The organism is Streptomyces sp. NPDC042371 (genome assembly GCF_056437465.1).
Genome location: NZ_JBWKAP010000001.1, coordinates 21116 through 36288 on the forward strand (window position 1 = coordinate 21116; position 15173 = coordinate 36288).

The 15173-nt window shown below is 72.9% G+C and carries 10 protein-coding genes; 7 read left to right on the top strand and 3 right to left on the bottom strand.

What is annotated here, in order from left to right; genetic code table 11:
• Nucleotides 1-3: 3 nt before the first annotated feature.
• The 3 genes from AC068B_RS00095 to AC068B_RS00105 form a co-directional block, all read right to left on the bottom strand.
• Entirely contained in the window at nucleotides 4-1464 is a 1461-nt protein-coding gene (locus AC068B_RS00095) for a glutamate synthase subunit beta (protein WP_478667948.1), read from the bottom strand.
• The gene (gene gltB / locus AC068B_RS00100) at nucleotides 1457-6031 is read right to left on the bottom strand and encodes a glutamate synthase large subunit (RefSeq protein ID WP_478667949.1); all 4575 of its coding nucleotides are present in this window, start codon (nucleotides 6029-6031) and stop codon (nucleotides 1457-1459) included. The genes AC068B_RS00095 and gltB overlap by 8 nt, the downstream gene beginning before the upstream one ends.
• Before the next feature lie 307 nt (nucleotides 6032-6338).
• Nucleotides 6339-7070 (bottom strand): VIT1/CCC1 transporter family protein, encoded by a 732-nt coding sequence (locus AC068B_RS00105; RefSeq protein WP_356263819.1) that lies wholly within the window; start codon nucleotides 7068-7070, stop codon nucleotides 6339-6341.
• A gap of 263 nt (nucleotides 7071-7333) precedes the next feature.
• Between AC068B_RS00105 and AC068B_RS00110 the strand changes: the two genes are divergently transcribed.
• From AC068B_RS00110 to AC068B_RS00140, 7 genes are read left to right on the top strand one after another with little or no spacing between them, the layout of a single operon-like run.
• Nucleotides 7334-8374 (top strand): ADP-ribosylglycohydrolase family protein, encoded by a 1041-nt coding sequence (locus tag AC068B_RS00110; RefSeq protein WP_478667951.1) that lies wholly within the window; start codon nucleotides 7334-7336, stop codon nucleotides 8372-8374.
• On the top strand, nucleotides 8371-9648 hold the full coding sequence (locus AC068B_RS00115) for an ADP-ribosylglycohydrolase family protein (protein ID WP_478667952.1): 1278 nt from the start codon (nucleotides 8371-8373) through the stop codon (nucleotides 9646-9648). Before AC068B_RS00110 ends, AC068B_RS00115 begins: the two co-directional genes overlap by 4 nt.
• Nucleotides 9563-10819 (top strand): ADP-ribosylglycohydrolase family protein, encoded by a 1257-nt coding sequence (locus AC068B_RS00120; protein ID WP_478669184.1) that lies wholly within the window; start codon nucleotides 9563-9565, stop codon nucleotides 10817-10819. The genes AC068B_RS00115 and AC068B_RS00120 overlap by 86 nt, the downstream gene beginning before the upstream one ends.
• Nucleotides 10816-12177 carry an ADP-ribosylglycohydrolase family protein gene (locus AC068B_RS00125; RefSeq protein WP_478667954.1) on the top strand — a complete coding sequence of 454 codons (1362 nt, stop codon included), beginning with the start codon at nucleotides 10816-10818 and terminating at the stop codon, nucleotides 12175-12177. The genes AC068B_RS00120 and AC068B_RS00125 overlap by 4 nt, the downstream gene beginning before the upstream one ends.
• A complete protein-coding gene (rbsK, locus tag AC068B_RS00130) occupies nucleotides 12174-13085 on the top strand; it encodes a ribokinase (RefSeq protein ID WP_478667955.1) in 912 nt (303 codons plus the stop codon). The genes AC068B_RS00125 and rbsK overlap by 4 nt, the downstream gene beginning before the upstream one ends.
• Complete coding sequence (locus AC068B_RS00135) at nucleotides 13082-14269, top strand: CaiB/BaiF CoA transferase family protein (RefSeq protein WP_478667956.1); 1188 nt, start codon at nucleotides 13082-13084, stop codon at nucleotides 14267-14269. Before rbsK ends, AC068B_RS00135 begins: the two co-directional genes overlap by 4 nt.
• Nucleotides 14266-15099: an HpcH/HpaI aldolase/citrate lyase family protein gene (locus AC068B_RS00140; protein WP_478667958.1), complete on the top strand. Its 834-nt coding sequence runs from the start codon at nucleotides 14266-14268 to the stop codon at nucleotides 15097-15099. Before AC068B_RS00135 ends, AC068B_RS00140 begins: the two co-directional genes overlap by 4 nt.
• Nucleotides 15100-15173: the final 74 nt, after the last annotated feature.

Here is a 15173-nt window from a genome sequence, read left to right on the forward strand (position 1 = left end):
GTACTAGACCGTCAGTGCGCGGTCCGTCGGGCGGATCGGGGCCGGGAGGTCGCTCGCGCCGGTGAGGAAGCGGTCCACACCGCGCGCCGCCGAGCGGCCCTCGGCGATCGCCCACACGATGAGCGACTGGCCGCGGCCCGCGTCACCGGCGACGAAGACGCCGGGGACGTTCGTCTGGAATTCGGCGTCGCGCGCGACGTTGCCGCGCTCGTCGAGGTCCAGGGCGAACTGGTCCACCAGACCGTTGTCGCGGTCCGTGCCCGTGAAGCCCATCGCAAGGGTGACGAGCTGCGCGGGGAGCTTGCGCTCCGTGCCCGGCTTCTGGGTCAGCTTGCCGTCGATGAACTCGACCTCGACGAGGTGCAGGAACTGGACGTTGCCGTCCTCGTCGCCCTCGAAGTGCGTGGTCGAGACGGAGTAGACCCGCTCGCCGCCCTCCTCGTGCGCGGAGGTGACCTTGTAGAGCATGGGGAAGGTCGGCCACGGCTGGTGCGGGGCGCGGTCGTCGCCCGGCTTCGGCATGATCTCCAGCTGCGTGACGGAGGCCGCGCCCTGGCGGTGCGCGGTGCCCACGCAGTCGGCGCCGGTGTCGCCGCCGCCGATGACAACGACGTGCTTGCCCTCGGCGGAGACGGGCGTGGTGACGTAGTCGCCCTCCTGGACCTTGTTGGCCAGGGGCAGGTACTCCATCGCCTGGTAGACGCCCTTGAGCTCACGGCCGGGGACGGGCAGGTCGCGGGAGGTGGTGGAGCCCGCGGCGATGACCACCGCGTCGTAGCGCCTGCGCAGCTTGGCCGCGTCGATGTCGCGGCCGATCTCCACGCCGGTGCGGAACTTGGTGCCCTCCGCGCGCATCTGCTCGATGCGGCGGTTGATGTGCCGCTTCTCCATCTTGAACTCGGGGATGCCGTAGCGGAGCAGGCCGCCGATGCGGTCGGCGCGCTCGTAGACGGCGACGGTGTGGCCCGCCCGGGTCAGCTGCTGGGCGGCGGCGAGACCCGCCGGGCCCGAGCCGATCACGGCGACGGTCTTGCCGGAGAGCCGCTCGGGCGCCTGCGGCTTGACGTCATTGGCGTCCCACGCCTTGTCGATGATGGAGACTTCGACGTTCTTGATGGTGACGGCCGGCTGGTTGATGCCGAGCACGCACGCCGCCTCGCACGGGGCCGGGCACAGACGGCCCGTGAACTCCGGGAAGTTGTTCGTGGCGTGCAGGCGCTCGGAGGCGGCGGACCAGTCCTCGCGGTACGCGTAGTCGTTCCACTCCGGGATCAGGTTCCCCAGCGGACAGCCGTTGTGGCAGAACGGGATGCCGCAGTCCATGCAGCGCGAGGCCTGCTTGGAGATGATCGGGAGGAGCGAACCGGGAACGTAGACCTCGTTCCAGTCCTGGACGCGCTCGCCGACCGGGCGGGTCTGCGCGACCTCGCGGCCGTGGTTAAGGAAGCCCTTGGGATCAGCCATTGGTCGCCGCCTCCATCATCTTCTCGGTGATCTCGGTCTCGGAGAGACCGGCTCGCTCGGCGGCGTCCTTGGCGGCGAGCACTGCCTTGTACGTACTGGGGATGATCCTGCTGAAGCGGTCCACCGCGGTGTCCCACTCGGCGAGGAGCTTCTCGGCGACGGTGGAGCCCGTCTCCTCCTGGTGGCGGCGCACGACGTCGTGCAGCCACTGCTTGTCGGTCTCGTCCAGGGGCTCGACGGCCGCCAGGTTCCCGGCGTTGACGTTGTCGCGGTCGAGGTCGATCACGTACGCGATGCCGCCCGACATACCGGCCGCGAAGTTGCGGCCCGTCTCGCCGAGGACCACCGCGTGGCCGCCAGTCATGTACTCGCAGCCGTGGTCGCCCACGCCCTCGGACACCACGGTCGCGCCGGAGTTGCGGACGCAGAAGCGCTCGCCGGTGCGGCCGCGCAGGAACAGCTCGCCGCCGGTCGCGCCGTACGCGATGGTGTTGCCCGCGATCGTCGAGTACTCGGCGAGGTGGTCGGCGCCGCGGTCCGGGCGGACGATGACACGGCCGCCGGAGAGGCCCTTGCCGACGTAGTCGTTGGCGTCGCCCTCCAGGCGCAGCGTCACACCGCGCGGCACGAAGGCGCCGAAGGACTGGCCCGCCGAGCCGGTGAAGGTGATGTCGATGGTGTCGTCGGGCAGACCAGCACCGCCGAACTTCTTCGTCACCTCGTGGCCGAGCATGGTGCCGACCGTGCGGTTGATGTTGCGGATGGCGACCTGCGCGCGGACCGGGTGGGCGTCCGTCGCGCTGGACGCGGCGAGGGCGTCGGCGGCGAGCTTGATCAGCTCGTTGTCGAGCGCCTTCTCCAGGCCGTGGTCCTGGACCGCGATCTGGTGCCGGACGGCGCCCGCGGGCAGCGAAGGCACGTGGAACAGCGGCTCCAGGTCGAGGCCCTGCGCCTTCCAGTGGCTGACGGCCTTCTCGGTGTCGAGGAGCTCGGCGTGGCCGACGGCCTCCTCGATGGAGCGGAAGCCGAGCTCGGCGAGGAGCTCGCGGACCTCTTCGGCGATGAACTCGAAGAAGTTGACGATGTACTCGGCCTTGCCGGAGAAGCGCTCGCGCAGCGCCGGGTTCTGCGTGGCGATGCCGACCGGGCAGGTGTCCAGGTGGCAGACGCGCATCATGACGCAGCCGGAGACGACGAGCGGCGCGGTCGCGAAACCGAACTCCTCGGCGCCGAGCAGCGCGGCGATGATGACGTCGCGGCCGGTCTTCAGCTGACCGTCGGTCTGCACGACGATGCGGTCGCGCAGCCCGTTGAGCAGCAGGGTCTGCTGGGTCTCGGCGAGGCCGAGCTCCCAGGGGCCGCCCGCGTGCTTCAGCGAGGTCAGCGGGGAGGCGCCGGTGCCGCCGTCGTGGCCGGAGATGAGCACGACGTCGGCGTGGGCCTTGGAGACGCCCGCCGCGACCGTGCCGACGCCGACCTCGGAGACCAGCTTCACGTGAATCCGCGCCTGCGGGTTCGCGTTCTTCAGGTCGTGGATCAGCTGGGCCAGGTCCTCGATGGAGTAGATGTCGTGGTGCGGGGGCGGCGAGATGAGGCCGACGCCGGGCGTCGAGTGACGCGTCTTGGCGACCCACGGGTAGACCTTGTGGCCGGGCAGCTGGCCGCCCTCGCCGGGCTTGGCGCCCTGCGCCATCTTGATCTGGATGTCGTCGGCGTTGACGAGGTACTCGCTGGTCACGCCGAAGCGGCCGGAGGCGACCTGCTTGATGGACGAGCGGCGCGCCGGGTCGTACAGGCGCTCCGGGTCCTCGCCGCCTTCACCGGTGTTGGACTTGCCGCCCAGCTGGTTCATGGCGATGGCGAGGGTCTCGTGCGCCTCGCGGGAGATGGAGCCGTACGACATGGCGCCGGTCGAGAACCGCTTGACGATCTCCGAGACGGGCTCGACCTCGTCGATGGGGATCGAGGGGCGGCCGGACTTGAAGCCGAAGAGTCCGCGCAGCGTCATCAGGCGCTCGGACTGCTCGTTGACGCGGCCCGTGTACTGCTTGAAGACGTCGTAGCGGCGGCCGCGCGTGGAGTGCTGGAGGCGGAAGACCGTCTCCGGGTCGAACAGGTGCGGCTCGCCCTCGCGGCGCCACTGGTACTCGCCGCCGATGTCCAGCGCGCGGTGCGCCGAGGGGACGCCGGAGGCGGGGTAGGCCTTGGCGTGCCGGGCGGCGACCTCCTGGGCGATGACGTCGAGTCCGGCGCCGCCGATCTTCGTCGTCGTGCCGCTGAAGTACCGCTCCACGAAGGCCGCGTCGAGGCCGACGGCCTCGAAGACCTGCGCGCCGCGGTAGGAGGCGACGGTGGAGATGCCCATCTTGGACATGACCTTCAGGACGCCCTTGCCCAGCGCGAAGATCAGGTTGCGGATGGCTTGTTCGGCGCCGCCGTCGACGGACTCCAGGAACGTGCCCGCGCGGACGAGGTCCTCCACGGACTCCATCGCCAGGTAGGGGTTGACGGCCGCGGCGCCGAAGCCGATGAGGAGGGCCACGTGGTGGACCTCGCGGACGTCGCCCGCCTCGACGAGCAGGCCCACCTCGGTGCGCTGCTTGGTGCGGATGAGGTGGTGGTGGACGGCCGCGGTGAGCAGCAGCGAGGGGATCGGCGCGTGCTCGGCGTCGGAGTGCCGGTCGGAGAGCACGATCAGGCGGGCGCCTGCCTCGATGGCGGCGTCGGCCTCGGTGCAGATCTCGTCGATGCGGGCGGCGAGCGCGTTGCCGCCGCCGCCGACGCGGTAGAGGCCGGAGAGCGTCGCGGCCTTCATGCCGGGCATGTCGCCGTCGGCGTTGATGTGGATGAGCTTGGCCAGCTCGTCGTTGTCGATCACCGGGAAGGGCAGGGTGACGCTGCGACACGACGCGGCGGTCGGTTCGAGCAGGTTGCCCTGCGGGCCCAGCGAGCTGTGCAGCGAGGTGACGAGCTCTTCACGGATGGCGTCAAGGGGCGGGTTGGTGACCTGCGCGAACAGCTGCGTGAAGTAGTCGAAGATCAGCCGCGGGCGGGCGGAGAGGGCCGCGATGGGGGTGTCCGTGCCCATGGAGCCGAGCGGTTCGCCGCCGGTCTTGGCCATCGGCGCGAGGATGATGCGGAGTTCTTCCTCGGTGTAGCCGAAGGTCTGCTGGCGGCGCGTGACGGAGGCGTGCGTGTGCACGATGTGCTCGCGCTCGGGCAGGTCGGACAGCTCGATCTCGCCCGCTTCCAGCCACTCCTGGTACGGCTTCTCGGCGGCGAGGCCCGCCTTGATCTCGTCGTCCTCGACGATGCGGTGCTCGGCGGTGTCGACGAGGAACATCCGGCCCGGCTGCAGGCGGCCCTTGCGGACGACCTTCGCGGGGTCGATGTCGAGGACGCCGACCTCGGAGCCGAGGACGACGAGGCCGTCGTCGGTGACCCAGTAGCGGCCGGGGCGCAGACCGTTGCGGTCGAGAACCGCGCCCACCTGCGTGCCGTCGGTGAAGGTGACGCAGGCCGGGCCGTCCCAGGGCTCCATCATCGTGGAGTGGTACTGGTAGAAGGCGCGGCGGGCCGGGTCCATGGAGGCGTGGTTCTCCCAGGCCTCGGGGATCATCATCAGGACCGAGTGCGGAAGCGAACGTCCACCGAGGTGCAGGAGTTCGAGCACCTCGTCGAAGGACGCGGAGTCGGAGGCGTCCGGCGTACAGATCGGGAAGATCCGCTCCAGCTTCTCCGAGCCGAAGAGCTCGGAGGCGAGCTGCGACTCACGGGCCCGCATCCAGTTGCGGTTGCCCTTGACGGTGTTGATCTCACCGTTGTGCGCGACGAAGCGGTACGGGTGCGCGAGCGGCCAGCTCGGGAACGTGTTCGTCGAGAAGCGGGAGTGGACGAGCGCGACGGCCGTGGCGAAACGGCGGTCGGACAGGTCGGGGAAGAACGGCTCCAGCTGGCCGGTGGTCAGCATGCCCTTGTAGACGATGGTGCGGGACGAGAGCGAGGGGAAGTACGTCCCCGCCTCGCGCTCGGCGCGCTTGCGCAGCACGAACGCCTTGCGGTCCAGCTCCAGGCCCTCGGTGTCGCCGTCGGCGACGAAGATCTGCCGGAAGACGGGCATCGTCGAGCGGGCGGTGGCACCGAGAAGTTCGGGGGCGACGGGGACATCGCGCCAGCCGAGGACGGTCAGGCCCTCTTCGGAGGCGATCGTCTCGATCTGTGAGACGGCTCCGTCGGTGGTACCGGCGGTGTCCACCGGCAGGAAGGCGATGCCGACGGCGTAGGCACCGGCCGCGGGGAGCTGGAACCCGGCCTCCTCGCGGAGGAAGGCGTCGGGGACCTGGAGCAGGATGCCCGCACCGTCACCCGAGTCCGGCTCGGAACCGGTGGCGCCGCGGTGCTCGAGATTGCGCAGTACGGTCAGCGCCTGTTCGACCAGTTCATGGCTGGCAACACCGGTCAGGGTGGCCACGAATCCGACACCGCAGGCGTCGTGTTCGTTGCGGGGGTCGTACATCCCCTGGGGGGCGGGGCGACCGTCCATGGGCGACCAGGCGTGGGTACGCATCGGCACTCCCGTCGTCGTCGGGGCAACTACATGTGGCAAGGGACGACGTTGGCCCTGGCAAAATTTCGTGCAGATTACATGATGGAACGCTTCTCGAAAAGCGGATAGCTGATTCCATCATGTGGACACCGCTCATGAAGGTGAGAGCGGCACGAAGGGGACCTCTGCGGACAGATCCATGACCGAAGGTCCGGCGCGACACAGGCCTCATTGCCCGCAGCGCTTACGGCTCATGCCCGGTGATCACGGTGTCGAAACCGCCGAGTAACGACTAGTTATGCAAGGTCCCGCATAGGCCTGCAGAAGCTCATCCTACGGCGGTACCGAACAAGCTGCCCAGGACGTACGTCACACCGGCGGCCGCTCCACCGAGCGCGAGCTGCCGCAGACCGCTGAACCACCAGGACCTCGCCGTCACCTTGGCCACGATCGCACCACAGGCGAAGAGCCCGATGAGCGCCAGCAGCAGGGCGGGCCAGAGCACGGTGGCACCGAGCAGATACGGCAGTACGGGAAGCAGGGCGCCCAGCGCGAACGAGCCGAAGGACGACACCGCGGCGACGGTCGGCGAGGGCAGGTCGCCCGGGTCGATGCCGAGCTCCTCGCGGGCGTGGATCTCCAGGGCCTGCTCGGGGTCCTTGGAGAGCTGGCGGGCGACCTCGCGGGCCAGCTCGGGCTCGACGCCGCGCGACGCGTACAGCTCGGCGAGCTCCCGCTCCTCGTCCTGGGGGTGCTTGCGCAGCTCGCGCCGCTCCACGTCCAGCTCGGCCTGGACGAGCTCGCGCTGCGAGGCCACCGAGGTGTACTCGCCCGCCGCCATGGAGAAGGCACCGGCGGCGAGCCCCGAGAGGCCGGTGATGACGATGGTCTGCTGCGAGACCGCGCCGCCCGCGACACCGGTCATCAGCGCGAGGTTGGAGACGAGCCCGTCCATGGCCCCGAAGACCGCGGGACGCAGCCAGCCGCCGTTCACATCGCGGTGGGTGTGGTTGTCGCGGTGCGCCTCGTGCAGTGCCGCTTCGGTTTCGATGATCGCCATGGTGAGCCCCCTCGTACGTGTTGGACGACCTCGAAAGTACGCGCGAAAAAAATCTCCCGCCAGCAAGGAAGGCCGTACTTACCTGCGAAAACGCGCCGCGCGAGGGTCCACCCGGCCACCGGGATCCGCACCCCCTCAGAGCGCGAAGGAGTGATCTGAGCCACCGCATGCTCTTTTGAGCGCGCCGCGTGGCAGGGATGCACCAAGCACCGCATCCAGCGGTCCACCCGCAGCGGGCGGACCGCGCACTAGGGAGGCACGGCATGGCGTCCATCGCATGTGTTCCCTCGGTCCCGGCGCCCGGCGACGCCGACGACCTCCGCGAGCGGGCGCGCGGCGCGCTGCTCGGCCTCGCGGTCGGCGACGCGCTCGGCGCGCCCGCCGAGAACATGAAACCGTCCGAGATCCGCCGCCGCTGGGGCCGCATCACGGGCTACGTCGCCGAACATCCGGCCGGTACGGACGACACCGAGTACGCGATCTTCTCCGGGCTGCTGCTCGCCAGGCACGGCTCCGCGCTCACGGTCGCGCACGTCGAGCGTGCCTGGCACCAGTGGATCGCGGACCTGGACGAGGGCCCCTTCCGCGGCGCGGGCTTCAGCGAGCGCGGCACCCTGGAGAACCTGCGCAGGGGCCTCGCCGCACCGATCTCCGCCCAGCACCGGCACGCGTGGAGCGACGGCCTGGCGATGCGGGCCGCGCCGTTCGGCGTCTTCGCCGCGGGCCACCCGCACGAAGCGGCCCGCCTCGTCGCGATCGACGGCTCCGTCAGCCATGACGGCGAGGGCATCTACGGCGGCCAGGCGGTGGCGGCGGGCGTCGCGGCGGCCATGACGGGAGCCCCGGTGGAGGCGGTGGTCGCGGCGGCGCTCTCGGTCATCCCCGAGGACTGCTGGACGTCCCGCTCGCTGCGCCGCGCGGTGACGGTCGCCCACCGCGGCGAACGCGCGGTCCGCTCCGCGGTGGTCATCGGCGGCTACCCCTGGACGGATCTCGCCCCGGAGGCGGTGGGGCTGGCGTTCGGGGCCTACGCGGTGGCACGCGGCGACTTCGGCGACGCGGTGCTCTGCGCGGTGAACATGGGGCGGGACGCGGACACGACGGCGGCGGTGGCGGGCGCGCTCTCCGGCGCCACGTGCGGCGCCGCGGCGATCCCCCTGCCGTGGTCGGCGGCCATCGGCCCGGCCCGGGGCAGCTGCCTCCCCTCGATGCGGGGCCACCACGTCCTCGACGTGGCGGATCTGCTGACACCGGACACCGACGAGGAACGGGCGGCAGACCAGGAACGGGCGGAAACGGCATGACCACTGTCTCCGCGGCGCCGGGCGCCGCATCCGCGCGTACTGGCCCGCACGGGGCCGCTCCCGCCGAAGCGCTCCTGCTCGGCCTGGCGGCGGGCGACGCCGCGGGGTGGCCCGCGGCCCGCCACCGGGCGGCGCGGATGCCCGAGTGGACGCGGCGACTCACCCGGGAACTCGACACCTTCGCCGAGCAGAACGCCACGACCACCCTCCCCGTCCCCATCGCCCTGAACCAGCCACCGGAGCCCCTGCGCCTGGGCCCCTCCGACGACGCGGAGTGGGCCGCCTTCACCGCGGAGTCCCTGCTCCGGGCGGCGGACGCCACCCCGCACCCGTGCCCGCACCCGGACCACCGCGTCCGGACCGCGCTCGATCTGGCCTGGACCACCCTCGCCGCCGAGATCGCCGAGGCGGCGGACCGCGCCCCCGAGGTCGAGTCCGCCGTGCTCCCCCTGCGCGCCCGCATCTCCGTCCGCGCGGGCCTCGGCAACCTCGCGACGGGACTGCGCCCGCCCGCCACCGGCCACGACAACCCGCACTACTTCGACGACGCGGCCTGCGTACGCGCCTGTGTGCTCGCCCTGGTCCATCCAGGGGACCCCGAACGGGCCGCCGACCTCGCGGAGTTCGACGCCCGCTACACCCAGGACGGCGACGGCGTGCACGGCGCCCGAGCCATGGCCGCCGCCGTCGCGGCCGCACTCGGCGCCGCCGACGTCGACACCGCGGTGGACCGGGCGCTCGACCAGCTCCCGGCCCACACGGAGATCGGCAGGAACGCCCGGCACGCCGTGAAGACGGCCCGCGCCCAGCCGGAGGACGGCGCCTTCGCCCTCGTACCGCTCCTTGAACACCAGATCGTCGACCACGTCTACAGCTACGGCATCGCCGCCGCCGAGACCGTGCCGGTCGCCCTCGCCCTGGCCACCGCCGCGCGCGGCCGCATCCACGAGGCGGTGCCCGCCGCCGCGTGCCTGTCGCGCGTCGCGGACTCCGCGCCCGCGCTGGCCGGGGCGCTCACCGGCGTCCTCGGCACGGCGGCCGCGATCCCCGGGGCCTGGCGCGACGCCTGCCGCACGCTGTCAGGCTGTGCGCTCCCCCGGCTCGCGGGCACCGACCTGATCGAACTCGCCGGGCGCCTGGCAGACACGGAACTGACCGCCCCAGGTGGACAATTCCGGCATGACGCCCATGACACCCACCACGCATGTGTCACCCCCGACGGTCACGCCGAACCTGACGGCCACCACCCCGCCGCCACCGCCGTCACGCGCTGAGCCCTCGCTGCCCGACCGCATCGCGGGCAGCCTCGTCGGCGCCGCCGTCGGCGACGCGCTCGGCGGCCCCGTCGAGGGGTACGCGCCCGAGCAGATCGCCGAGCGGCACGGCGGCCGCGTGAGCGGCATCGTCGGCCCCTGGAACGGCGACCGCTGGCGCACCGCCCGGCCCATCGCGCCCTACCACAAGGGTGACGGGCACGTCACCGACGACACCTTGATGACCCACGCGCTCGTCCGCGTGTACGCCACCGTCCGCGACCACCTCGACGCCTATGCCGTGGCCGACCACCTGGTCCCCGACCTGATGACGAACCCGCGCTGGATCCCGGAGCTGGAGGCCGAGGCGATCCCCCTGCACCGGATCTTCCTCGCCGAGAAGTGGCTCGCCGCCCGGCTCCACTACGGCCACGTCGACCCGCGGGAGGCGGGCACCGGGAACATCGTCAACTGCGGTGCGGCGATGTACATGGCGCCGGTCGGCCTGGTCAACGCGGCCGACCCGCGGGCCGCGTACGCCGAGGCCCTCGACATCGCGGGCGCCCACCAGTCCTCGTACGGCAGGGAGGCCGCGGGCGTCTTCGCGGCGGCGGTCGCGGCGGCCTGCACGCCGGGCGCCACCGCGGAATCGGTGATCGAGGAGTGCCTCGCCCTGGCCAAGGACGGCACCCGGGCCGCGATCGAGGCGGTCGCCGAAGTCGCCGCGCGCCACCGGGACTTCGAGTCGGCCCTGGCCCCAATCCGGGCCGCGGTCGCCCCCTTCGACACCGTCGGACCGGACTACCGCGCCCCGTCCCTCGGCGCCCGCCGCCCCTCCCGTCTGCACTCCATCGAGGAACTCCCCGTGGCGCTCGGCATGCTCCTGGTCGGCAGAGCCGACTACCGCCGCACCGTGCTCGGGTCCGTCAACTACGGCCGCGACTGCGACTCCATCGCGACGATGAGCGGCGCGATCGTGGGCGCGCTGCACGGCGAGGCTGCGGTGCCCGACGAGTGGGCAGGGCGGGTCGCCGAGGCCAGCCGCCTCGATCTGCACGCACCGGCGGCGGCCCTGACGGAGGTGGCGCGGGAGATCTTCGCCCGTGACGTCGGACGCCGCCGCGCCCACGAGTCCGCGTTCGCGGCCCTGACGGCCCCGGCGGCCCCGGCGGCCCCGGCGGCCGAGCGATGATCCGCCTGACCTGGGTCCAGCCCGAGGATCTCGTCGGCCACGAGCTCCGCCAGGCCGAGCAGGAGGGCCGCGACGTGTCGGCGGTGCGCGCCCGCTGGCTGACGGCGGGCGGCCAGGTGGCCCCGGCGACCGCGGGCGCCTCCCCCACTCCGGCCCCGGCCCGCCTGCGCGGCCTGGCGGAACGGCTCCTGGACGAACTCAGGCCACCCCCGTGGCACGGCGGGCCGAGCGCCCCCGCGCCGGGCCCCGCCCCGGACCCCGCGACGACCGGCACACCGGACACGGGCGACGGGCTGCGCGACCGCCTGCACGCCGCCTGGCTCGGCAGGGCCGCGGGCTGCCTCCTGGGCAAACCCGTGGAGAAGCTTCCCCTGGACGGCATCCGGAGCCTCGCCAAGGCCACCGGCAACTGGCCCCTCACCACCTGGTTCACCGAGCGGGGCGTGCCGCGGCGGCTCAGGGCGGCGTACCCCTGGAACCGCCGCTCCGCGCCGACCTCCCTGGCCGAGAACATCGACGGCATGCCCGAGGACGACGACCTCAACTACCCGCTCCTGAACCTCGTCCTGCTCCAGCGCCACGGCAAGGGCTTCACCACCGAGGACGTGGCGCGGCTCTGGCTGGACGAGCTCCCCGCGGGCCGCACCTTCACCGCCGAACGCATCGCCTACCGCAACCTCCTCCAAGGCATCGAACCCCCGCACACCGCCACCCACCGCAACCCGTTCCGCGAGTGGATCGGCGCCCTGATCCGCGCCGACGTCCACGGCTGGACCAACCCGGGGGCGCCCTGGGCGGCCGCCGCGCAGGCCCGCCGCGACGCCGTCCTGAGCCACACGGAGAACGGGGTGTACGGCGCCATGTTCACCGCGGCCACGATCGCCTCTGCGGCGGGCGGCGGCGCCGACGTCCACGCCTGTCTGGACGCGGGCCTCTCCGTCGTACCGGCCGACTCGCGCCTGGCCCGTGCGGTCCGGCACGCCGTCCAACTGGCGTATGACACGCGGGACTTCGACGACGTCGTGGACGACCTCCACGCACGTCACGGCTCCCACCACTGGGTCCACGTCGTCCCCAACGCCGCCCTGCTCGCCGCCGCCCTCACCCACGCCGACGGCGACTTCACCGGCTCCATCACCCGCGCCGTCTCCGGCGGCTGGGACACCGACTCCAACGGCGCGACCGCGGGCTCCGTCGCCGGTCTGCTCGCGGGCCGCGCCGACGCGCTCCCCGACCGGTGGACGGCGCCCCTCAAGAACCGGCTCGCCACCTCCGTGGGCGACTTCAACGGCATCGGCTTCGACGCCCTGGCAGACCTCACCACCGCACTCACCACCCGGGAGACACCCCCCTCATGAGCCCCACCCCCCACATCGCCGTCCTCGGCAGCGCCAACATGGATCTCGTCGCGTACGTCGCCAAGGCCCCGCAGCGCGGAGAGACGGTGACGGGCCGCGAGTTCCGCACCGCCCCCGGCGGCAAGGGCGCCAACCAGGCCGTCGCCGCGGCCCGCGCGGGCGCCACCGTCTCGATGATCGGCGCCGTCGGCAACGACGCCCACGGCACCCGGCTCCGCTCCGCCCTGGAGCACTCCGGCATCGAGACGGACCTCCTGCGCACCGTCGACATGCCCACCGGCACCGCGCACATCGTCGTCGACGACGAGGGCGGCAACGCGATCGTCGTCATCCCCGGCGCCAACGGCACCGTCACCGCCCTCGCCCCCGGCGACGAGGGCCTGATCGCCTCCGCCGACGCGCTGCTCCTCCAGTTGGAGGTGCCCCTCGACGGGGTCCTCGCCGCCGCGCAGGCCGCCCGGCGCCACGGCGTCCGCACCATCCTGACGCCCGCCCCCGCACAGCCCCTGCCCCCCGAACTCCTCGCCGCCACCGACCTGTTGCTGCCCAACGAGCACGAGGCCGCCGCCCTCACCGGCATCGCCGACGACCCGCGGGCCGCCGCCCACGCACTGCTCTCCCAGGTGCCCGAGGTCGTCATCACCCTCGGCTCGCGCGGCAGCCTGTACGCGGCGCGCGGCGCCGAACCCGTCGTGGTGCCCGCCCGGCAGGTCGAGGCGGTCGACACCACCGGCGCGGGCGACACCTTCGCGGGGACCCTCGCCGTGGCGCTCGCCGAGGGCAACTCCGTGCCGGACGCGCTCGGTTGGGCGTCAGCCGCGGCGGCGCTCTCCGTGCAGCGCGCGGGGGCATCGGCCTCCATGCCGTACCGCAAGGAGATCGACGCGGAGCCGGGGGCCACCTCATGACCGCTCCGCTCACCGGCCTCCGCGTCCTCGACCTCGCCACGCTCTTCGCGGGCCCGCTCGCCGCCACGATGCTCGGCGACTTCGGCGCGGAGGTCATCAAGGTCGAGCACCCCACGCGCCCCGACCCGTCCCGCGGCCACGGCCCCGCCAAGGACGGCGTCGGCCTGTGGTGGAAGCTGCTCGGCCGCAACAAGCGCACCATGACCCTCGACCTGTCGACGCCCGGCGGCCACGACACCCTCCTGCGCCTGGCCGCCACCGCCGACGTGGTCGTCGAGAACTTCCGCCCCGGCACCCTGGAGAAGTGGGACCTGGGCTGGGCGGAGCTGAGCGCGGCCAACCCCCGTCTGGTCCTGGCCCGCGTCACCGGCTTCGGCCAGTTCGGCCCGTACTCCCGCCGCCCCGGCTTCGGCACGCTCGCCGAGGCGATGAGCGGCTTCGCCGCGATCACAGGCGATCCGGAAGGGCCGCCCACCCTGCCGCCGTTCGGCCTCGCCGACTCGATCGCGGGCCTCGCGACGGCGTACGCGGTGATGACGGCCCTCGCGGCCCGCGACCGCACGGGCGAGGGCCAGGTCGTGGACATGGCGATCATCGAGCCGATCCTCACGGTCCTCGGCCCCCAGCCGCTCTGGTACGACCAGTTGGGCCACGTCCAGCCCCGCACCGGCAACCGCTCCACCAACAACGCGCCCCGCAACACCTACCGCACGGCGGACGACAAGTGGGTCGCCGTCTCCACCTCGGCCCAGTCGGTCGCGGAACGGCTCATGCGCCTGGTCGGCCGCCCCGACCTGATCGCCGAACCGTGGTTCGCCACGGGCGCGGACCGGGCCCGCCACGCGGACGTCCTGGACGGGGCGGTCGGCGCCTGGATCGCCCGGCACACCCGCGCCGAGGTGATCGACGCCTTCGAGAAGGCGGAGGCGGCGGTCGCTCCCGTCCAGGACGTACGCGACGTCATGACCGATCCCCAGTACGCGGCCCTCTCCACGCTCACCACGGTCGACGACCCGGAACTCGGCCCCCTGCGCATGCAGAACGTCCTCTTCCGGCTCTCCGCGACCCCCGGCGCGATCCACTGGGCGGGCCGCCCGCACGGCGCCGACACGGACACGGTCCTCGCCGAACTCGGCCTGACGGAAAGGGAGATCACCGAGCTGCGCAAGGAGGGCGCCCTGTGACCGCCGCCTCTCCCCTGACCTGGCTGTACGTGCCGGGAGACCGTCCCGACGTGGTCACCAAGGCCCTCCACGCGGGCGCCGACGCGGTGATCATCGACCTGGAGGACGCGGTCGCCCCCGACCGCAAGGAGTATGCGAGAGCGGCGACGGCGGAGCTCCTCTCGGCACCCCAGGCACTGCCCGTCCACGTCCGGGTGAACGCTCTGGACGGCCCGCTCGCCGACGCCGACCTGCGCGCCGTCGCACCGCTCCCGGGCGTGGCGGGCCTGCGCCTGCCCAAGGTGACCTCGCGCGCCGAGGTCATCCGGGTCGCCGAGCGCGCGGTCCCCGCCGACGGCGGCGCCCCCGCCCTGCACGCCCTCGTCGAGTCAGCGCTCGGCCTGGAGCACGCCTTCGCCATCGCCACCGCGCACCCGGCCCTGCACGGCGTCTCCCTCGGCGAGGCCGACCTCCGCGCGGACCTGGGCGTACGCGACGATGCGGGCCTGGACTGGGCGCGCTCCCGGGTGGTGGTGGCCGCGCGGGCCGCGGGCCTGGCGCCGCCCGCCCAGTCGGTCCACCCGGACATCCGTGACCTGGACGGCCTCGCCGCCTCCTGCGCCCGGGGCCGCGCCCTGGGCTTCCTCGGCCGTGCGGCGATCCATCCCCGCCAGCTCCCGGTGATCGAGCGGGCCTACCTCCCCACCGCCGCGGAGATCGAGCGGGCGGAGGAGATCACCAAGGCGGCGGCGACGGACGAGGGCGCCCTGGCCCTGCCGGACGGGCGCTTCGTGGACAAGGCGGTGGTGGAGGGGGCGCGGCGGGTCCTGGCGCTGGCCCGCAGGAAGTGACCGGAGCACGCGAAGGGCCGCCGGATCAGGTGATCCGGCGGCCCTTCGACGTACGACCGTTGGCGGTCAGAGCC